Raw genomic sequence first — 21519 nt, 5'->3', positions numbered from 1 at the left:
GGACGCTTTGTTATATCAAACTACATCATAACGACGTCGAACTGTTCCCTGTTATACAGTGGCTCTATCTGAATTTTAACCTGTTTTCCAACAAACAACTCGACTTCCGCCACAGAATACGACTCTTCGCTCTTCAGCGCCTCACCAACGGCAGGCGAGGCATAAACCAAGAATCGATCCGCATCATAGGCATGATGCACTCGAACAATTTCCCGTAGAATTTCATAACAAACGGTTTCCACCGTTTTCACCCAGCCACGACCACGGCAACTTGGGCATTCACTGCATAAAACATGTTCCAGACTTTCCCGCGTACGTTTGCGGGTCATCTCCACCAAACCAAGGGCGGAAAAATCATTAATACTGGTTTTGACCCGATCTTTGGAGAGAGCCTGTTCTAAAGAGTGTAGAACACGACGACGATGGTCCTCATTGGTCATATCGATAAAATCAATGATGATAATACCGCCCAAATTACGTAAGCGAAGCTGGCGGGCAATGGCCTGCGTGGCCTCGATATTGGTATTGAAAATGGTCTCATCAAGATTACGATGACCAACAAAAGCACCGGTATTAATATCGATGGTGGTCATGGCTTCAGTCTGATCGATAATCAGATAGCCGCCCGACTTCAACTCCACTTTACGATCCAGCGCCCGTTGAATTTCATTCTCAACGTCATACAGATCGAAAATAGGCTGCTTTCCAGTATAGCGCTCAAGTTTAGCCGTCATCTGTGGCATAAACTCGGTGGTAAATTCCGCCAAAGAATCATAAGTTAGACGAGAATCGACGCGAATGCGGTCTAATGATTCACCAACAAAATCACGCAGCACCCGCTGAGTCAGGGCTAATTCACCGTACAGCATATTTTTGGTGCCGCCACGGCTCTTTCTTTCAATCACTTTGCCCCACAGGCGCTTCAAAAAAGCAGCATCCTGTGCTAATTCTTCGGAACAGACCCCTTCTGCCGCGGTACGAATAATAAAACCACCGGTTTCATCACAGTATGCAGCAACAATCTGCTTCAGACGCTCACGCTCTTCTTCGCTTTCAATGCGTTGAGACACCCCAACATGAGAAGCGCCGGGCATAAAAACCAGATAACGAGAAGGTAACGTAATATCCGTGGTCAATCGCGCACCTTTAGTCCCCAGCGGATCTTTCACCACCTGAACCACTAAATCCTGCCCCTGACGAACCAGTTCGGTAATATCGCGTACATGAAACTGTTTTTGTTCATTATCAGCAATGCACTCTGTATGCGGCATGATATCTGATGCATGAAGAAAAGCAGCTTTATCCAAGCCAATATCGACAAAAGCAGCCTGCATTCCCGGTAGTACACGGCTAACGCGGCCTTTATAAATATTACCCACAATACCGCGCTTGGACTCACGATCGATATGGATCTCCTGCAGAATGCCGCCAGCAATAAAGGCGACTCGCGTTTCCGAAGGTGTGACGTTAACTAAAAGTTCCGCTGTCATTGTTGTTCCTTATTTATGCGCATCGCCTGAGCCTCAAGAAATGCAGCGAGAAGCTCGCGGGTTTCAACCAACGGTAAGCCGACAACCGCATGGTAACTACCATGAATAGCGCGAACAAAACTACCGCCAAATCCCTGAATACCGTAAGCCCCGGCCTTATCCATCGGCTCACCGCTAGCAATATAAGCGGTAATGTCCTGCTCCGTCAGTTGGCGAAAAATCACTTCGGTAGTCACAGAATAGCACATCACATCCTGTTGATTAGCAAACGCAATTGCAGTAATAACTAAATGTCGTTGACCGGATAGCGCAGTTAATATTCTGGCCGCATCATCTGCGTCTTTCGGTTTTTCCAGAACTTGATCGCCCAACACCACAATAGTGTCGGCTCCCAAAACAGGATAGTCCCGCTCTGCCACTAATACGCCGGCCTGAGCTTTACTCTTGGCTAAACGACAAACGTATTCCTCGGCGCTTTCTCCCGACATCTGCTGCTCTTCCACATCGGTAACCAGACGTTCAAAAGGAATCTGTAATAATGTGAGCAATTCACGACGGCGGGGGGAGGCAGAAGCCAGATAAATAGGCTGCATATCAGGTCTCATCTAACGGCAAGGCGCCGGCGTATTTTACGCATTAATAAAAATAGCCATGGCCACAATAAACCATTAATAATGCTATTCCATAAGATTTCTGGGCGAAAAATCACATTATGAACCAGAAATTCTGCCCAAAAGACAATAACATCCATAACCAGAGAAAGCAGAACCACAACCAGCGCCTGCTGCCACAGCGCCATATTGCGCAGTAGCTGACAGCGAAAAGCGACAACATACACCACAATACTTAATGCCAACCCGCGAACGCCTAGCGTGGCACCTAAGGTTAAGTCCCAGATCAGCCCTAAAATAAACGCGGTGCCAACATTAATTCGATGGGGTAATGCCATCACCCAATAGACCAGAATCAGCATCACCCATGAAGGCCGGTACAAAAAAAGCTCCTCCGGCCACGGCATGATTTGCAATATCAGCGCCAGCAGAAAAGAGAACCAAATAATCCAAAGGCCGGAGCTATTATAATGACTCATTGCCTACCCCGAGTGGCCGGCGCAACGACTGGAGGGGGTGGTGGAACCGCTGGCGCAGTCGAATTCACCGTCGGATTCGCTGGCACCGTTGATGGCGGGGTGTTCTCAGGCGGTAAAACCTGCGGCATCATTTTGCGTAAACGCTCTCGGGCAATCCGCCTGACTTCTTCTGAAGGTAACGGTTGGAGGCCTTCTCGATCGCTTGGCCAAAGCAGCAGTAAATAGCGTAAACGCTGTAACGCTACGGTAGGATGCGCCTGAATAACGGTATTGGCTCGCTGATCGTCAATGGTCACCGATGAGACAACGGCAACCGGATAACCTTCTGGGAACCGCCCGCCTAAGCCGGAAGTCACTAAAACATCCCCCACCCGAATATCCGTATCGCGCGGTAAATATTCTAGCTGCAAATCTTCGGTACAGCCGGATCCAACGGCAATCACCCGAATATCGTTACGTAGCACCTGAATAGGTAAAGAATGGGAAGTATCACAAATCAACAATACTCGGCTGGTATTACGGGCCACGGCAACCACCTGCCCCACCACACCTCTATCGTTAATAACCGGTTGTCCTTCATAAACGCCGTCTTGAAAGCCTTTATCAACAACCACCTGATAACTGTATGGATCGGACTCAGTGGAAAGCACCTGAGTAATCATTTTATGTTCATCACCGCGCAACGGCGAACCCAGCAGCTCACGCAGGCGGTCATTTTCCTGCTTAAACTGACCAAGCAACTGTAGATCGCTGTTTTTTAGCAGCAGTTCATTGCGCAGAAGATCGTTTTGTTTCTGCAGTTCCTCACGAGAAACCAATGAGTCCGATACGCCATCTAAGACATCTCGCGGCCCATTAGCCATGAAGAAAAAAGGACTCACCGCAGTATCCAGATAGCTGCGTACCTTGGAAAAAATACTCAATCGGCTATCGGCAATAATCAATACGATAGCAAAGATAACGCCGAGACAAAGACGGAGCTGCAGGGATGGTCCCCGACTAAAAATAGGCTTCATAAATCGCATTATCCTTGTCGATAACAAGGGGCCACAGCCCCCCATGGCAGGGACAACTTATTTCTATCTGTGCTTACACTACAGCAACGCTCCATGGGACAAAACCGGCAGGCACCAAAACTAGCGGAACCTAAAAAACCAGCAATATCTCAAAGAGCGTAGGCTGTTAGAGAACAAAACGAAATTAGTCCTCGCTGAATAAATCGCCACCGTGCATATCGATCATTTCTAACGCTTTACCACCACCGCGGGCAACGCAGGTCAGAGGATCATCGCCAACCACAACAGGAATTCCCGTTTCTTCCATCAGTAAGCGATCTAAATTACGCAGTAAAGCACCACCGCCGGTCAGCACCATACCGCGCTCAGAAATATCTGACGCCAGTTCTGGAGGACACTGTTCTAACGCAACCATCACCGCACTCACGATGCCGGCTAGTGGTTCTTGTAATGCTTCAAGAATTTCATTGGAGTTCAGTGTAAATCCGCGAGGTACACCTTCAGCCAGATTACGACCACGAACTTCAATTTCACGCACTTCATCACCCGGATAAGCCGAACCGATTTCATGCTTGATACGTTCTGCCGTGGCTTCACCAATCAGTGAGCCATAGTTACGGCGCACATAATTAATAATCGCTTCATCGAAGCGGTCACCACCAATACGCACGGAAGAGGAGTAAACCACACCATTCAGGGAGATAACGGCAACTTCAGTGGTACCACCACCGATATCCACCACCATTGAACCCGTTGCTTCTGAAACCGGTAAACCGGCACCGATCGCTGCGGCCATTGGCTCTTCAATCAGGAACACTTCACGAGCACCAGCTCCTTGAGCTGATTCACGAATTGCACGGCGTTCTACCTGAGTCGCGCCAACCGGCACACACACCAGCACGCGCGGGCTTGGACGAAGGATGCTGTTGCTATGCACCTGACGAATAAAGTGCTGTAACATTTTTTCGGTCACAAAGAAATCGGCAATCACGCCGTCTTTCATTGGGCGAATAGCTGAAATGTAACCCGGTGTACGGCCAAGCATTTGCTTAGCTTCATGACCAACGGCAGCCACACTCTTTTGAGTACCTACGCGATCCTGACGAATCGCAACCACTGAAGGCTCATTCAGTACGATGCCCTGCCCTTTTACATAGATCAGGGTATTTGCAGTACCCAAGTCAATGGACAGGTCGTTAGAAAACATGCCGCGAAATTTCTTAAACATTCTAGAGAGTAATCCTGAAAGCTGAGGCGGTATATAAATCCACCTACTTTACCAACCACGAAGGACGGCCACAAAGCATCCAAAAGCGTTAACTTAATAAACGCACCCAACGTGAGCTCAATACGCATGTTGCACTTAACATCAGCCAACACACGCGACATAAACTTTTAACTTGATTATATCAACTTACCTGTCATGTCATATGCAGGTAAACGAACATAGATAAGCAAGACTCGCTATTCTACGTGAAAATCATCCATATTTCAGAGTTAAAAATGACGTTTTTGCCGACTATTTTTTTCTTTAAGAAACGGAATCGGCGTCGGCCGGGCAAAAAACTCACCCTGACCACCGCTAACTCCGCGAGAACGCAAGGTTTCCCACTCATGCTGCGTTCTTACACTCGCCGCCATCACCACCACATGGGTTCCTTCACAAGCGCTAACCAGACTATCGACAAACAACTGGTTTTCTGGACGACGATCGATATTACGTACTAATCCTGGATGCAGTTTGATCACTTCAATCGGCATGGTTTTGATATAAATGGTACTGACCACTGTCAAACCGGCCTGAACAATCCCCAAACGACAGCCTAATGCGTGTAGTAACCGAATCACAGGACGTAGACGATCGCTATATTGACACACATCAGCCTCTGCAAGTTCAAATATTATTCGTTTTCGATATGATTTTGCTTTTTCCAACAGCTGATCGCGTAACCAAATCTGAAATGAGTGTTTCAATAAAGAATCTACCGTAACCGAAACCGCAATCGTATCCGTCGGCCAGCGATCCAATAGCGGTAGCGTTTTGCTCAACACCAAGCGGTCAAAACGTTCGGATAAACCAAACTGCTGAACCAGCGGCATAAACTCCGACGGCTGTAGGACATCGTTGCCATCATGAATACGAATTAAGATCTCTCGGTGATTAAGATCGCCATTTACCATTACCGCGGGTTTGTAATAAAGATCCGGCCCGCCCTGCGATAACATTTTTTCTAATAGCGTCCGCCAGCGTACGCTACCTCTGGCGACGTTGGTGACCTGATTCTCATCAATAAACCAGCCATTACTCCCCTGCAATACTGCGGTACGAGCAGCCTGCTCCGCATTATCCATAATTTGCTCTGGAGTTTGCCCCTGACGATAGGCACAAATACCGATATGGATCAGCGACTCTTTGGCAATATTCGGCAGCAGCGGCAGTGTCCCAATCGCATTGACCAGTTGAGCGCCTATCGCATCCGCTTCTTTTAAAGAGCGATGCGGTAGCATCACACTGAAATCATTGCTGAAATAACGAGCCAACAACGCCGCTGGATGACGCATAATGAATGTCGATAGCATGTTGACCAGCATATAAAGCAGCTCATCAACCGACTCTTTACCGTACTCTTCGACCATCAACTCTAATTCCGGCAGGCGAATCATCATCACCACCCCATGAGCATTCGGTTCTTCAAGTTGAGTGGCCAGATGGTTATCAAAAAACAGTCGATTACTCAGCCCGGTTTGTGCATCTTGCGCGGCAAAAGCACGGATAAGTTTATCCATACGCACGCGCTCATCACTCATATTTTTCAGATCGGATAACAAACTATCGATAGCTGCGCTAGTGTTCACCGGCCATTCATGCACATCCGCGGTGGTTACCCCTTCCCGCTCACCGGACAAAATTCTCAGTGACCGTTCCTCTAATAACAACAACCCACGAAACTGTTGTTTGAGCCAGTGTACCCACCAGAACATCACCAAAGAAATAAACACAATAACCGTGACAATCGCCAATAAAATAGGCAGAGAAAACAAAGTACTTAGAATCGGATTAGCATAGGTAATACTCATGCTATAGCCCGGATGCTGCTGCAAGATTAATTCGGTACTGCTCAGGTTATGAAAACGCTCCCAGAAATCAGGCTTACTCTCACTGGTATGGGTATAGATAATCTTGTCTTTTTCATCGGTGATTGTCAGTTGATGAACGCCCGTTGCGAACATCACGACCGGAAGCCAGCGGTCATAAACCGCGGGTGATTGATAAATTAACGCCTGATCAACCGTCGAGGCCAGCGCATGCCAGTGTTTCTCCATTTTGTTCTCACCTACAAAATAGATACTCACCATGCTGGTGAGTAGCGCTAAAATCATAGTAAGAAACACTAATAGAGAAATAAAAATAGACAATCTAGCGGTAAATCTCATTCCCATAATGATTTATTCTGAACAGTATAATAAATGGACATTAATTGTTTTAATAACGTCACCCACGCGTTGGGGCAGCAAAGCAACATTCTAGCAGACTTTGTTATTTCTTGAGTGCTCCATGCCATATTTTCATAATAAACAACCACTCTAGAAATATTAGCTTATTTTTTGTTCAATTGCGTAATTAACCGAAATTATCAACCACACATACATTGGTTACTATCGCAGGTGAAACTATATCGTTCAGGTCACTATCCCAATAACAAAAGTAAATCATAGCATTAGCATTGAAACGCATTCCCTAACTATCACGATGGCCGAATAAACCGCGTACCCAGCGTGCTGTCGCCCGCCATACTAGCGCGAGGAATTTATTTTTTACCGTCGTCGTTAAATGATGAAATCTAAATAATAAAAATATCACCTAATCACTGGCGAAAAATGAATTTTGGGATAATTCTGTGTCTAACAAAACACACTATTGATTAAACATAAAACAGGTAACCCTCTATGACCAAAAAATTACGCTTAACAGAGAGTCACGTCACTCCGGAGAACCTGTTTTATCAACGTCGCCGGGTGTTACAGGCTTTAGGTATTACCGCCGCCACACTGGCACTCCCTACATCAGCTCAGGCAGAGCTACTCTCCTGGCTGAAAGAAACCGATAAACCACAGCCCCCTAATGTTAAACCTCTCACTTTTAGTCAGTCCGCCCTTTACCATCCTGATCTACGGCTCACGCCCGAAGACAAGGTGACGGGCTACAATAATTTCTATGAGTTTGGTCTGGATAAAGCCGATCCTGCCGCCAATGCCGGTAGCTTAAAAACCGAAGGGTGGAAAATCCGCATTAGTGGGGAAGTCGCCAAACCCATCACCTTAGATATGGATGACATTCTCAAGCGCTTCCCGCTGGAAGAACGCATCTATCGCCTACGCTGCGTAGAAGCCTGGTCAATGGTTATTCCCTGGATTGGCTTTGAGTTAAACAAGCTATTACAAGCGGCAGAACCAACCAGTAAGGCTCGCTATGTGGCTTTCCAGACGCTATACGATCCAGAGAGTATGCCAGGGCAAAAAAGCCGCTTTATCGGCGGCGGTTTAGACTACCCTTATGTCGAAGGTCTGAGAATCGATGAGGCCATGCATCCGTTAACGCTGCTGACGGTTGGGGTGTATGGTAAAACCCTACCTAATCAAAACGGTGCTCCCGTTCGTTTAATCCTGCCTTGGAAATATGGTTTCAAGAGCATAAAGTCTATCGTAGAAATCAAACTGGTAGAGAAACAACCGCCTACCACTTGGAACCTTGGCGCACCTAATGAGTACGGCTTTTATGCCAATGTTAATCCACAAGTGGATCATCCTCGCTGGTCTCAGGCAACGGAGCGAGTGATCGGTAGCGGTGGCCTTCTGGATGTTAAACGACAACCGACACTGATGTTCAATGGTTACGGTGAACAGGTTGCTTCTCTGTACCAAGGCTTGGATTTGCGGAGTAATTTCTAGTGAAGTTGACGCCAGGCAATATCAAATGGTTAAAACTGCTGCTCCATTTAGCGGCATTTATCCCCTTTCTTTGGTTAATCCTGTCGATTAACCAAGGCTGGTTAGGTGCCGATGCGGCAAAAGACATCCAACATTATACCGGCCGAATGGCGCTGAAACTGTTATTAGCAACACTGTTGATAACGCCGCTGGCCAAGTTGCTCCATCAAGCCCTATTAGTTCGCTGTCGACGTCTGCTGGGGTTATGGTGCTTTGCCTGGGCAACCCTGCATTTGATGAGCTATAGCGTATTGGAGTTAGGATTAGATATGTCTCTGTTATTGAGTGAGCTTATCCGCCGTAACTATCTAATATTAGGTATTATTAGCTGGCTGATACTGGTGGTTATGGCGATAACCTCAACGCAGAACCTTCAGCGAAAACTGCGTGCTAAGTGGCAAACTATCCACAATTTCATTTATCTGGTGGCGATCTTAGCCCCATTACACGCGCTGTTATCAACGAAAGTATTATCATTACAGCTGGTGATTTACGCCATCATTGCTGCGTTATTATTAGCCTTTCGTTATAAAAAACTCATCCGCTGGTATCAAAAATACAAATAATCTGATGAATTTTTTGTTCGCCAACAACTGATGCAACAAGGCTTTCCGCGAAACGGTTAAACTATCTTCGCTGATAAGACCAGTAAACAGCTGTTAATTTCGGCGAAATAGATATAATGTCGCACTTTAAAATCAGCCTATCGTGCAATTTCACCAGAAGAAAGGTGACAATTGGGCAACATCAGGTTATTTTTAGCGATTACTGTTTTATTGTTGGAGATGTCAGCACAATGTCGAAAAAAACGCATATTTTGCTGTTAAATGGGCCTAACCTGAACCTTTTGGGAACCCGGGAGCCTGAAAAATATGGTTATACCACGTTGACTGACATCGTGAAAAAACTGGAACAAGAGACCCAGCGTTTAGGTTTTGAGTTTTCTCACCTGCAATCCAACGCAGAGCACGCTATTATTGATGCTATTCATCAAGCACGCGGCTCGGTTGATTTTATCCTGATTAATCCGGCAGCGTTTACCCACACCAGTGTGGCGATTAGGGATGCGCTGTTGGCCGTCAATATACCTTTTATTGAAATCCACCTGTCTAACGTCCATGCCCGTGAGCCCTTTAGACACCACTCTTATCTGTCTGATATTGCAGTGGGCGTCATTTGTGGTCTTGGTGCCGACGGTTATGACTTTGCTTTGCAAGCGGCGGCTCGCCGACTGCAATAACCTTTTTTCCATCTAAACAAGAGAAATACGGAATCACACCTATGGATATTCGTAAAATTAAAAAACTGATCGAACTGGTTGAAGAATCTGGTATCAATGAGCTGGAAATTTCAGAAGGCGAAGAGTCAGTACGTATCAGTCGCGGTCCGGTAGCAGGTAGCTACGCAGCACCAATGCAACAATATGCCCTGCCACAGGCACCTATGGCGCAGCCAGCTCCGGTAGCTGCTGCACCGGTTGAAGCTGCACCAGCTGCCATCAGCGGTCATATTGTGCGCTCACCAATGGTTGGTACGTTCTACCGTACGCCAAGCCCTGATGCAAAACCGTTTATTGAAGTGGGACAAACCGTCACCGTTGGCGATACCTTATGTATCGTTGAAGCAATGAAAATGATGAACCAAATCGAAGCGGATAAATCAGGTGTGGTTAAAGCTATCCTGTTAGAAAGCGGTCAACCGGTAGAATTTGACGAGCCGCTTGTCATCATTGAATAACGAGGCGAGCTATGTCTAAAAAAATGGACAAAATAGAAAAAGTTGTTATCGCTAACCGCGGTGAAATCGCGTTACGTATCCTACGCGCTTGTAAAGAGCTGGGAATTAAAACTGTCGCGGTTCACTCCAGCGCAGACCGCGATTTAAAACACGTACTGCTGGCAGATGAAACTGTATGTATCGGCCCTGCTCAGTCAGTCAAAAGTTACTTGAATATTCCGGCATTGATCGCGGCGGCCGAAATCACCGGTGCAGACGCTATTCACCCGGGATACGGCTTCTTGGCAGAGAATGCTGACTTCGCTGAACAGGTTGAACGCTCAGGCTTCGTCTTTATTGGCCCGAAAGCCGAGACCATCCGTATCATGGGTGATAAAGTCTCCGCTATCCACGCGATGAAGAAAGCTGGCGTACCATGCGTACCAGGTTCCGATGGTTCGCTGGATGATGATATGGCAAGAAACCGCGAGCTGGCTAAGCGAATTGGTTATCCGGTCATTATCAAAGCCTCCGGCGGCGGCGGCGGTCGTGGTATGCGCGTAGTGCGCAACGACAAAGATCTGGAAGAATCCATTGTTATGACCCGTGCGGAAGCGAAAGCTGCTTTCAACAACGACATGGTCTACATGGAGAAATTCCTGGAGAATCCACGCCACATCGAAATTCAGATTATGGCTGATGGTCAGGGCAATGCCGTTTATCTGGCAGAGCGTGATTGCTCTATGCAGCGCCGCCACCAGAAAGTGGTTGAAGAAGCGCCAGCACCAGGCATTACTGAAGAATTACGTCGTAATATCGGTGAGCGTTGTACTAAAGCCTGCGTAGAAATTGGCTACCGTGGTGCAGGTACGTTCGAGTTCCTGTATGAAAACGGCGAGTTCTATTTTATCGAAATGAACACCCGTATTCAGGTAGAGCATCCGGTAACAGAAATGATTACCGGCGTTGACCTGATTAAAGAGCAGCTGCGCGTTGCTGATGGTCAGAAACTGTCTGTTAAACAAAAAGATATTCAGGTTCATGGTCACGCGATTGAATGCCGTATCAACGCAGAAGATCCGGATAACTTCCTGCCTTCTCCGGGCAAGATTACCCGTTTCCACGCGCCAGGCGGTTTCGGTATTCGCTGGGAATCTCATATTTATGCTGGCTATAGCGTGCCACCATATTATGATTCCATGATCGGTAAACTGATCGCTTACGGTGAAACTCGTGAAGTGGCAATCTCCCGCATGAAAAATGCGCTGGATGAACTGATTATCGATGGTATTAAAACCAACGTTAGCCTACAGCTACGCATTATGAACGACCGTGGTTTTGAGAAAGGTGGTACTAACATCCATTATCTGGAAAAAATGTTAGGTATTCACGAGAAGTAATTGCTCGCTAAAACCAATAAATAATCAGGCCGATAACAAGTTATCGGCCTTTTTTATAAACATAAACTGCACTAAATGATTTCATTCAATAAGTAAGCATGGCGATTAAAAATACAAATACCCATGATATCCCGGCACAACACAAAAAATTCCTAGGCAAACTTATCTGTTTCCGTACAATCCTACACTTTGGCCGATATCTCTCATTGAATATGCTTATAAGACAACGGTGACGGAGTACATCATGGATCCTCGTTTTCATCAGGCCCATAAAGAGGCGCTCTGGGCTTTAGGGTTGACTATCGCCTATTTAATCGTCTGGACGCTGGCCGCCTATTTGCCGGACTCTCAGCAGGGTATTACGGGACTCCCGCACTGGTTTGAAATGGCCTGTCTGCTGGTTCCACTGGTATTTATTCTTTTATGCTGGCTAATGGTACGTCTGGTGTTCCGCGACATTCCTCTTGAGGATAATAGCAATGCAAATTGATATTATTTTGCCGCTGATCGCCTATTTACTGTTAGTTTTTGGCCTGTCCATTTATGCCTATACCAAACGCCAGAAGGGTAATTTTCTCAATGATTATTTCCTTGGCGACCGCTCTATGGGTGGTTTTATTCTCGCAATGACCCTCACGGCTACTTATATCAGCGCCAGCTCATTTATCGGTGGCCCCGGCGCCGCATACAAATACGGCCTCGGCTGGGTATTGCTGGCGATGATTCAACTGCCGGCGGTCTGGTTGTCATTGGGCGTTTTAGGTAAAAAGTTTGCCATTCTGGCCCGACGCTACAATGCCGTTACCCTAAATGATGTGCTGTATGCCCGCTATAAAAGCAAAACGCTGGTGTGGTTTGCCAGTATCAGCCTGTTGCTGGCCTTTATCGGTGCGATGACCGTACAGTTTATCGGCGGAGCTCGCCTGTTAGAAACCGCTGCTGGTATTCCCTACGATGTTGGCTTACTGATTTTTGGTGTAACCATTGCCCTTTATACTGCTTTTGGCGGCTTCCGAGCCAGCGTGCTCAATGATGCGCTACAAGGGCTGGTAATGCTGATTGGCGCAATTTTACTGTTGGTCGCAGTGATTTATGCCGCCGGAGGATTAGGTTCTGCGGTAGATAAACTACAACAGATTGATCCTAAGCTCCTGTCAGCCACCGGTGCCGATGATTTCCTTTCCCTACCGTTTATGGCCTCGTTCTGGATTCTGGTCTGCTTTGGCGTTATCGGTCTGCCGCATACCGCCGTGCGCTGTATTGCCTATAAAGACAGCAAAGCGGTACACCGCGGGATTATTATTGGCACCATTGTCGTGGCTATCCTGATGTTTAGCATGCATCTTGCTGGCGCTCTGGGGCGAGCCATTATACCGGACCTGACTATTCCCGATCAGGTTATCCCGACGTTAATGATCAAAGTGCTGCCACCGGTTGCCGCTGGCATTTTCCTTGCGGCACCGTTAGCCGCAATAATGTCGACTATCAATGCTCAGCTGTTGCAGTCATCGGCAACGTTAATTAAAGACCTCTACCTCAGTCTAAAGCCAGAGCAAATCAGCAATGAGCGCCGACTGGCACGCATTTCCAGCTCGGTCACCTTTATACTGGGTATTCTGCTGATTTTAGCGGCATGGCGTCCGCCGGAAATGATCATCTGGTGGAACCTGTTAGCTTTTGGCGGGCTAGAGGCAGTATTCTTATGGCCATTGGTGCTGGGTTTATATTGGGATCGCGCCAATGCCAGTGGTGCCCTATGCTCTATGGTCTCCGGCGCCGTCTGCTATGCCATACTGGCAAGCTTCCATATCCAGATTTTTGATTTACACCCGATTGTACCGGCTCTGAGCCTGGGGATTATTGCCTTCCTGTTAGGCAATAAAATGGGTGAACGTATGCAGGCCGAACCGGCCATATCTGTTAAATAGAATCATGGGATAACCCATCGATCCCATAAAGAGAATTACTATGCCTTGGATACAACTGAAATTAAATACCACCGGCGATAAGGCCGAAGAACTCGGTGATGCACTGGTAGAAAGCGGTTCGGTTTCGGTAACCTTTCAGGACACTCACGATGTCCCTGTTTTCGAACCATTACCGGGAGAAACTCGACTATGGGGCGATACTGACGTTATTGGCCTGTACGATGCCGAAACCGATATGAAGCAAGTGGTTGCTATGCTGGAACACAACCCGCTGCTGGGAAGTGGTTTTACCCACAAAATTGAACAGTTGGAAGACAAAGACTGGGAACGTGAATGGATGGACAATTTCCATCCGATGCGTTTTGGTGAGCGCCTGTGGATTTGCCCAAGCTGGCGTCCAGTGCCCGATGAGAATGCGGTTAATGTGATGCTGGATCCCGGTCTGGCCTTTGGTACCGGAACCCATCCAACAACGGCCCTGTGTCTCCAATGGCTGGATAGCCTCGATCTGGCAGGAAAAACCGTTATCGACTTCGGCTGCGGCTCCGGTATTTTAGCCATTGCCGCGCTAAAACTCGGGGCAGCCAAAGCCATTGGTATTGATATTGATCCACAAGCGATTCTGGCCAGCCGCGATAATGCCGAGCGTAACGACGTATCCGAGCGTTTATCCCTTTATCTGTCTAAAGACCAGCCTCAGGATCTCCAGGCTGATGTGGTCGTCGCTAACATCCTTGCCGGGCCGTTAAAAGAACTCGCCCCGATTATCGGCCTGTTACCAAAGGCAGGTGGTCATTTAGGCCTGTCTGGCGTTCTGGCAACGCAGGCGGAAGGGGTTGCCCAGGCTTATCAGGCTCAATTCCAGCTCGATCCGATTGCTGAAAAAGAAGAATGGTGCCGCATCACTGGTATCAAGAAATAAGCTGAAGCATTTTTGTCATTCTGGTGAAAAATGGAATTTGAGTTTTAGCTTTATGGTAATTCTTGGCCTTAGTACGAGATCCCCACAAATTTTTTCGTTGGGGATTCAAAGGATTAAAGTGGGTATTTTGTGAGCGATTTGTTCCACTTATTAGTGACTCAGTCAGAATATGATCGCATTCCCCCCTTCGTCATTCCGGTGAAAACCGGAATCTAATGTTTTCGCTTAACGACAACGCTTGGCTTAAGAACGAGATCCCCGCTTTCGCGGGGATGACGGTATAAATGTGGGAATGACAATATAAATCATAGTTAAGAATTCATGTTTATTTTTCTGGGGATTCCTCAGCGCTTTCGCGGGGATGACGATATTAATATTGCAATATGAGTGCGATGGATAGGACAGAATCGATAAGCTGAGCCATTCTGTCATTCCACTAAAAACCACCACCACGCTTACCTTTTGCCCCTGCAACAAGTGACCATATTGTCACCCACTGAGCGATATAACCCCTACCAAACAGGCAAATCATCCCTTCCCACGTGATTATTTACAGATTAACACTGAAATTTTATAAAAATCCCCTTGGGCTATGAAAACGGTAACTTATTGTAAAGTATTGAAAATAACTCAACTTTCACCACAACATTTTTATTTCTTTGATTTTAGTCGCGGATTGTTCAAAGTTTGGCCTTTCATCTGCTTCAAAAAATGCGTAATATACGCGCCCTTGCAGACATATATGGTCTTTTGTTGTCAATGCGCATTGGTAACCTTCAACTAACAAATCGTTTAATTGCCGCTCCAATGGCGGGGATCACAGATCGCCCTTTTAGAACGATGTGTTATGCGATGGGTGCGGGTATGACCGTCTCGGAGATGCTGTCTTCCAATCCGGAAGTTTGGCGGACCGATAAGTCAAGATTGCGCATGGTACACCTTGATGAGCTCGGTATTCGGGCCGTTCAAATCGCTGGATGCGATCCAGATGATATGGCGGCAGCGGCGCGCATCAATGTGGAAAACGGTGCACAGCTTATTGATATCAATATGGGCTGCCCGGCCAAAAAAGTTAACCGCAAGCTGGCAGGATCTGCGTTGTTGCAGCATCCGGAACTGGTTGAAAAGATTCTTAAAGCCGTAGTGAACGCCGTTGATGTTCCTGTGACCTTAAAGACTCGAACCGGCTGGGATCCGGAACACCGCAACTGTGTTGAGATTGCTCAACTGGCTGAACGCAGTGGTATTCAAGCTATTACGATACATGGCCGCACTCGGCACTGTTTATTTAATGGCGAAGCAGAATACGACAGCATTCGGTTAGTTAAACAGAACGTCGATATCCCGGTTATCGCTAACGGGGATATCACTGACCCGCATAAAGCCAGAGCAGTTTTGGACTATACTGGAGCTGATGCTCTAATGATAGGCCGGGCCGCTCAGGGAAGACCTTGGATCTTCCGGGAAATCCAGCATTATCTGGACACTGGGGAGCTGTTACCATCGATGCCGTTGGCTGAAGTGGAACGCTTGTTAACCGAACATGTGAGAGAGTTGCATGACTTTTACGGTCAAGGCAAAGGACTCCGCATCGCACGTAAGCACGTATCCTGGTACCTTCAGGAACATGCCCCAAATGACCAGTTTCGGCGCACCTTCAACGCAATAGAGGATGCCAGCGAACAGCTGGAAGCGTTGGGGGCATATTTTGAAATTTTGCCTAAACAGATAGAAGAGCTAACAGAACTATGTTCGAACAACGCGTAAATTCTGACGTACTAACAGTCGCCACCGTAAATTCACAAGACCAGGTCACTCAAAAGCCTTTACGTGACTCGGTTAAACAAGCATTAAAGAACTACTTTGCTCAACTTAACGGTCAAGACGTGAACGATCTTTATGAACTGGTATTGGCTGAAGTTGAACAACCTCTGTTGGATATGGTTATGCAGTACACTCGCGGTAACCAAACCCGTGCAGCAACCATGATGGGTATCAACCGTGGAACTCTGCGCAAGAAGCTGAAAAAATACGGCATGAACTGATAGTTAATCAGTTAAATTTCTGATTCTTGAAAAGCGCCAGTGGATTCCCTCTGGCGCTTTTTATTGATGATTAGCCTTGTTGCCTAACAGCGTGTGAATCATGACCAATGTCAGATAAAATAACAAAATAGTTATCGCCATCGAAAGAAGATTAGATTTTAATACAATCAACGCCATCCACATTATCAACAATAACGTTTCGTCCCTTAATCCATCCACCATCTTCTGACTGAGATATGGTAGAAAAGGTATAGCCAAGATTGATCATCTGCACCACCCACTGAGGAGAAACAGCGGTATAATCACCGACGTGACCATCCTGATTCTCATGAACATAGACCCGTTCAATACACCCCCCAGAATGGCTATAATGAACGGCAGAAATCAAATAATCAGTAAAATCGATATTCACAGTTTTTCCTTTCTTATTAAACTAGTAGAGTATCCCTATGCATATACTAATTAAGTCAATCGGAATCAGACAAGCTGAAATATATAAATTAGTCCTTAAATAATAAATAACCCTATAGAAACACAGCAAATAGCAAACCAAACCCGGCAAATAAATAAGCCAAATTAAAATAATATTTATAAATAAATTAATATTACTTAGATTAATTTAAATGCAGCCTAATAAAAAATAAGTTCCGCAAATAACAATAAATGTAATATATATATCTTATTCAATAAAAAGGTTCCGCTTTTCAGGGAACCTTTGTTAAGAACAATTAATGACTTTTATCTATCAATAACGTTTCCATCAAGTCCAGGTCATACAGCACTTTCTGTAGGGTTTCATTACTGATTTTTCGCGTCGCCCTCAAGTGATATAGCTCACCCCGTTCAGCCCTTAAAGCAGTTAACCGGAAACGCCGTTCAAGATGCTCATCTTCCAATGCTCTGGCTCGTTCATCATTAATATAGGTACGCTTGCGCAATGTACCGATAATGCGCGAACTAACCTCGGTAAGGAGCTGAGGGTCGACATTCTCTTCACTGCTGGCTTCAATGCGATCACGTAGCTTCTCCAAGCTAACGATGCCCACTTCTGCCATAGATGCCCAGGCAACGCGCATCTCTTCATCCAGCGTTGCCCTGTCAGAAATAACCAATCCTCTCAACAAGAGAGGTAAGATGATAACCCCCATGATCAAAGAGAATAAAATAACGCCGGTTGCCAAAAACACTAACTGATAACGGCTGGGAAAAGGTAATCCACTACTCAACAACAATGGAATAGACAGCACACCCGCCAGCGTTATCGCACCACGCACCCCAGCGAAAGTAGCAATAAACATACCGCGTACCGTATAGGTGCCAAACAACAGAGGGTGTTTCTTCAAGAAGCGATTGCTAAAGGTTTTCATCAACCAAATCCAGCCAAAACGCATAAACATCAAGGCAAAATAGATCCAGACGATATCAAGAAACAGATACTGAATCTCAACGGTAGGATCGCTTTCCGCCTGAAGAATCGAAGCAGAAATAATATCCGGCAGTTGCAGCCCCAACATAATAAACACCATACCGTTAAACACGAACTCCAGCATCGACCAGACGCTGTTTGCTCGTAATCTCATGGTTAATGGCGCATTGCGAATAACCCCGGACTGGCTAATGGTCATACCGGCAGCAACCGCGGCTAAGATGCCGGAAACCCCTAAATGTTCGGCGATCAGATAAGAGGCAAAAGGTAACAGCATCATCAACACAATTTGCGTCGCCGGATCATCACCACTCCAACGGCTAAATGCGCGCAATGATTTACTGTATAACCAGGTCACCACAATACCGGACAATACGCCCCCCACAGCGACGATAAGGAAATCGATAGAGGCCCCATAAACGGTAAACTCCATGGTTCCCATGGCTACCGCCACCGCCAGCTTAAGAGAAACCAGACCGGAAGCATCATTCATTAACGCCTCCCCTTCCAGCACCCCCATAATGGACTTAGGTATTTTGCCTTCGCCAACGATCCCACCCAGTGCCACGGCATCGGTAGGCGACAGCACCGCAGCCAGTGCAAAAGCGGCAACCAAAGGAATACTCGGGATAATCAGATGAATCAGATAACCAACCCCAACTATGGTGAGTACCACTAACACCAGCGCCAGACCTAATATCTCACGACCATGATGTAAAAATTCGCGCAGTGGCGTTCGCCAACCATCGGCAAACAGCAGTGGCGGAATAAACAGCACCAAAAACAGTTCAGGATCAAAGTTAACGTGTAGTCCAAATGTTGGCCAAGCCAACAGGGCTCCACAGGCAATTTGCATCAACGGTAGGGGAATCTGGAAAGGTAACATTCGGGTAACTACCCCCGAAAGTGAAACCACTAAGATTAAAATAAGAATGGTAAAAAATATTTCCATAGATTCATCAGACTCCTCATGATGCAGGGCAAAAGCGGCCTCGGCCGCCGAATCACGTGCAACTATAAAATAGCATCATCCGTTTTTTAGCTAAAACTAAAAAGTGCCTTTTAATACACATTCTTGAAACCAATAGAAAACCAAGAAAATAAGGGAGGGAGGAAGGGATAGGCTTCTGACCTTACGGTTAACACCATAAGGCCAGAAAAGAGATATTCAACGGAACGACTTAAATAGCCCAGCCACCGACATAGAAAGTAACCAGTGCTACTGCAATCAGAACGACGCTAATATTCAGCTTACGCCATTCACCAGAGCAAATACGCCCAATAACCAACGAGGCAAAACCCAGCATGATGCCGGTCACGATATTACCGGTTAACACAATGAATACCGCGCAGATCAGACCCGACATGGCATCAACAAAATCATCAAAATCCAGACGCGATACGTTACTCAACATCAGCAAACCAACATACATCAGGGCTGGAGCGGTCGCATAAGCAGGAACCAAACCGGCTAACGGTGAGAAAAACAGCAGCAGCAGGAATAACACCCCCACAACCAGCGCAGTCAAACCGGTACGTCCACCAGCGGCAGTTCCCGCCGCAGACTCAATATACACCGCCGCCGGCGATGCCCCGACCAAACCGGAGACCATACTGCTAACGGAGTCAGTGGTTAGCGCACGACCACCGTTAATAATCTGGCCTTCTTTATCCAGTAAGTTAGCCTGCCCGGCAACAGCACGAATTGTACCGGTTGCGTCAAACACCGCCGTCATAACCAGGGCCAAAATGCTAGGCAGCACCGCCAGTTGAAGCGCCCCCATAATATCCAAACTGAAGATCAACGAGGTACCATCTTTTGCCACCAGCGTTGGCATTGAACTCATGCCGGTATAGGTAACCTGCGGATCGAAAATTAAGCCGAGCGCTGATATCGCCACAATCACCAGCAAAATTCCGCCGGGAACTTTTAGCTTTTCCAAACCAATGATCATTGCCAAACCGATAAAGGCTATCATCACGGGAAACGAGGTAAAGTCACCAAACTGAACCGGTAAACCCGCTCCCGGATTTTTCACCACCGCGCCAATACCGCTGGTGGCAATCATCAGCAAAAATAGCCCAATACCAATACCGGTACCGTGTGCAATACCAATCGGAATATTACGCAGTATCCATGCCCGAATGCCGGTAGCCGAAATCAGGGTAAACAGTGCACCCATAACGAATACCGCGCCCAGCACCACCGGAATACTCAGCCCCTGTCCCAAGACCAGACTAAATGCCGTAAACGCCGTTAATGAAATGGCACAGCCCACCGCCATAGGCAGGTTTGCCCATAGCCCCATGGCAATAGAACCCAGACCAGCCACAATACAGGTGGCAACGAATACGGTTTCGACCGGGAATCCAGCCTGACCCAGCAAACTCGGCACAACAACAATGGAATACACCATTGCCAGAAAAGTGGTTAATCCAGCCAGAATTTCCTGCCGTACGCTACTGCCACGGGCAGAGATTTTGAAATAGCGATCTAACGTTCCATTCTGACCGGTAGCATTTATATTCCGATCGTTTGCATTCGACATTAATGATGTCCTCAGAAGGGGGTAAGTTTGCTTCAGATTGATGAGGCAAACGATTATCTGAGCTTATACCCCTCGATTTCAACTGTTATCGTTAGATTTTAGTAGATTTCTATCAGAGAAGGAAAAATTGATGGCACGCAAGTCGGGGAAAATGACCAGCGTGCTCTTGATTCAAGCGATCTTAGTGCATCATCGAAACGCCGGCAAAAAACAGACATGCCAGCAACGGCAGCGCCAGCAGCAGCATCTCAAAAATTCGCATCACCGGATTAAACTCAACGCCTTGCGGCAAACGATACAGTGAAAGCGCGTTCAAAATTACGGCAAAAAAGGCGATTACACCGGCTAAAAAGACATCAACCAGCAATACGCTAAGCATCCAGCCTAAATCATCACTGCTCAGACCGGAGGCCATTAATTTCTGATGCTGTGACCATTGCCATGCATACAGGGCGACAGGAACCAACAGCGACAGTATGCCCAATCCCCAAGATATTCTTCTTAGCATCAACCTAACCTTTTATCAGAACAACAGAGTAGCTATCAGTATGAAACAAAAATCGAAACCTCATATGACGTTGTATCAAATTATCTTTCAATATTGAAACCGGCATACAGTGAGCCTGGTTACTATATCAACTCTTGATAGGGGGTAAATACCTAATAACGGTGTTGATGGTGTTTGCACCTAGTGTACGACCTAAACTATCCCGCGGGCTCAAAACACGCTAAATAAAATATATTTTCCAGTCAACTTATCGCAAAGACTATTTTGATATAATGTCAAAACTATTAATTAATAATCAGTTAAATTAAAAAGATAATTATCTGAAATTAATCCCCCTTATCAAAACAAATAATAAAATAATTTATTTTTTGAAATAGGAATAACGGCAAGATAAATATCTCATCAATAGCAATGCAGATATCATTTTAAATGACCGACTT

Annotated in this window: 20 protein-coding genes; 10 read left to right on the top strand and 10 right to left on the bottom strand. The window is 46.5% G+C overall.

What is annotated here, in order from left to right; translation table 11 throughout:
* Window positions 1-20: 20 nt before the first annotated feature.
* The 6 genes from rng to csrD all read right to left on the bottom strand — a co-directional run bounded on the left by rng (window position 21) and on the right by csrD (window position 7031).
* Window positions 21-1490: a ribonuclease G gene (gene rng, locus BMZ28_RS06050; protein WP_047782016.1), complete on the bottom strand. Its 1470-nt coding sequence runs from the start codon at window positions 1488-1490 to the stop codon at window positions 21-23.
* Entirely contained in the window at window positions 1487-2083 is a 597-nt protein-coding gene (locus BMZ28_RS06045; RefSeq protein WP_074821594.1) for a Maf family protein, read from the bottom strand. The genes rng and BMZ28_RS06045 overlap by 4 nt, the downstream gene beginning before the upstream one ends.
* An 8-nt stretch (window positions 2084-2091) precedes the next feature.
* Entirely contained in the window at window positions 2092-2580 is a 489-nt protein-coding gene (gene mreD, locus BMZ28_RS06040; RefSeq protein ID WP_047782018.1) for a rod shape-determining protein MreD, read from the bottom strand.
* Window positions 2577-3596, bottom strand: a complete 1020-nt coding sequence (gene mreC / locus BMZ28_RS06035; protein WP_074821591.1) for a rod shape-determining protein MreC — start codon at window positions 3594-3596, stop codon at window positions 2577-2579. The genes mreD and mreC overlap by 4 nt, the downstream gene beginning before the upstream one ends.
* Window positions 3597-3780: 184 nt before the next feature.
* Complete coding sequence (gene mreB, locus BMZ28_RS06030; protein ID WP_047782020.1) at window positions 3781-4824, bottom strand: rod shape-determining protein MreB; 1044 nt, start codon at window positions 4822-4824, stop codon at window positions 3781-3783.
* Between the two features lie 269 nt (window positions 4825-5093).
* Window positions 5094-7031, bottom strand: a complete 1938-nt coding sequence (csrD, locus tag BMZ28_RS06025; protein WP_047782786.1) for an RNase E specificity factor CsrD — start codon at window positions 7029-7031, stop codon at window positions 5094-5096.
* 513 nt (window positions 7032-7544) lie between these two features.
* On the opposite strand from csrD, the gene msrP reads away from it, so the two are divergent.
* The 10 genes from msrP (at window position 7545) to fis (ending at window position 16596) form a co-directional block, all read left to right on the top strand.
* Window positions 7545-8546, top strand: a complete 1002-nt coding sequence (msrP, locus tag BMZ28_RS06020) for a protein-methionine-sulfoxide reductase catalytic subunit MsrP (RefSeq protein WP_074821586.1) — start codon at window positions 7545-7547, stop codon at window positions 8544-8546.
* Window positions 8546-9151 carry a protein-methionine-sulfoxide reductase heme-binding subunit MsrQ gene (gene msrQ / locus BMZ28_RS06015; RefSeq protein WP_047782022.1) on the top strand — a complete coding sequence of 202 codons (606 nt, stop codon included), beginning with the start codon at window positions 8546-8548 and terminating at the stop codon, window positions 9149-9151. The genes msrP and msrQ overlap by 1 nt, the downstream gene beginning before the upstream one ends.
* A 230-nt stretch (window positions 9152-9381) precedes the next feature.
* Window positions 9382-9825, top strand: coding sequence for a type II 3-dehydroquinate dehydratase (aroQ, locus tag BMZ28_RS06010; protein ID WP_047782023.1), 444 nt, complete (start codon window positions 9382-9384; stop codon window positions 9823-9825).
* A gap of 41 nt (window positions 9826-9866) precedes the next feature.
* The gene (accB, locus tag BMZ28_RS06005) at window positions 9867-10322 is read left to right on the top strand and encodes an acetyl-CoA carboxylase biotin carboxyl carrier protein (RefSeq protein WP_047782024.1); all 456 of its coding nucleotides are present in this window, start codon (window positions 9867-9869) and stop codon (window positions 10320-10322) included.
* 23 nt (window positions 10323-10345) lie between these two features.
* Complete coding sequence (accC, locus tag BMZ28_RS06000) at window positions 10346-11701, top strand: acetyl-CoA carboxylase biotin carboxylase subunit (RefSeq protein ID WP_047782787.1); 1356 nt, start codon at window positions 10346-10348, stop codon at window positions 11699-11701.
* A 244-nt stretch (window positions 11702-11945) separates the two neighbouring features.
* Window positions 11946-12191, top strand: coding sequence for a YhdT family protein (locus BMZ28_RS05995; RefSeq protein WP_047782025.1), 246 nt, complete (start codon window positions 11946-11948; stop codon window positions 12189-12191).
* On the top strand, window positions 12181-13629 hold the full coding sequence (gene panF, locus BMZ28_RS05990; protein ID WP_047782026.1) for a sodium/pantothenate symporter: 1449 nt from the start codon (window positions 12181-12183) through the stop codon (window positions 13627-13629). Before BMZ28_RS05995 ends, panF begins: the two co-directional genes overlap by 11 nt.
* Before the next feature lie 40 nt (window positions 13630-13669).
* Window positions 13670-14551, top strand: coding sequence for a 50S ribosomal protein L11 methyltransferase (gene prmA / locus BMZ28_RS05985; RefSeq protein WP_074821583.1), 882 nt, complete (start codon window positions 13670-13672; stop codon window positions 14549-14551).
* 759 nt (window positions 14552-15310) lie between these two features.
* The gene (gene dusB, locus BMZ28_RS05980) at window positions 15311-16318 is read left to right on the top strand and encodes a tRNA dihydrouridine synthase DusB (protein WP_047782028.1); all 1008 of its coding nucleotides are present in this window, start codon (window positions 15311-15313) and stop codon (window positions 16316-16318) included.
* A complete protein-coding gene (gene fis, locus BMZ28_RS05975; RefSeq protein WP_029096993.1) occupies window positions 16300-16596 on the top strand; it encodes a DNA-binding transcriptional regulator Fis in 297 nt (98 codons plus the stop codon). Before dusB ends, fis begins: the two co-directional genes overlap by 19 nt.
* A 151-nt stretch (window positions 16597-16747) precedes the next feature.
* On the opposite strand, the gene BMZ28_RS05970 is transcribed toward fis, so the two are convergent.
* The 4 genes from BMZ28_RS05970 to BMZ28_RS05955 all read right to left on the bottom strand — a co-directional run bounded on the left by BMZ28_RS05970 (window position 16748) and on the right by BMZ28_RS05955 (window position 21079).
* Window positions 16748-17008 carry a hypothetical protein gene (locus BMZ28_RS05970; RefSeq protein WP_047782029.1) on the bottom strand — a complete coding sequence of 87 codons (261 nt, stop codon included), beginning with the start codon at window positions 17006-17008 and terminating at the stop codon, window positions 16748-16750.
* Between the two features lie 316 nt (window positions 17009-17324).
* Window positions 17325-18974: a Na+/H+ antiporter gene (locus BMZ28_RS05965; protein WP_047782030.1), complete on the bottom strand. Its 1650-nt coding sequence runs from the start codon at window positions 18972-18974 to the stop codon at window positions 17325-17327.
* Window positions 18975-19203: 229 nt separating this feature from the next.
* Window positions 19204-20571: an NCS2 family permease gene (locus BMZ28_RS05960; RefSeq protein ID WP_047782031.1), complete on the bottom strand. Its 1368-nt coding sequence runs from the start codon at window positions 20569-20571 to the stop codon at window positions 19204-19206.
* Window positions 20572-20752: 181 nt separating this feature from the next.
* A complete protein-coding gene (locus tag BMZ28_RS05955) occupies window positions 20753-21079 on the bottom strand; it encodes a hypothetical protein (RefSeq protein WP_083399644.1) in 327 nt (108 codons plus the stop codon).
* Window positions 21080-21519 lie beyond the last annotated feature (440 nt).

Source organism: Pragia fontium DSM 5563 = ATCC 49100 (assembly GCF_900112475.1).
Lineage (GTDB): Bacteria > Pseudomonadota > Gammaproteobacteria > Enterobacterales > Enterobacteriaceae > Pragia > Pragia fontium.
This window is presented reverse-complemented; position numbering and strand designations above follow the sequence as displayed.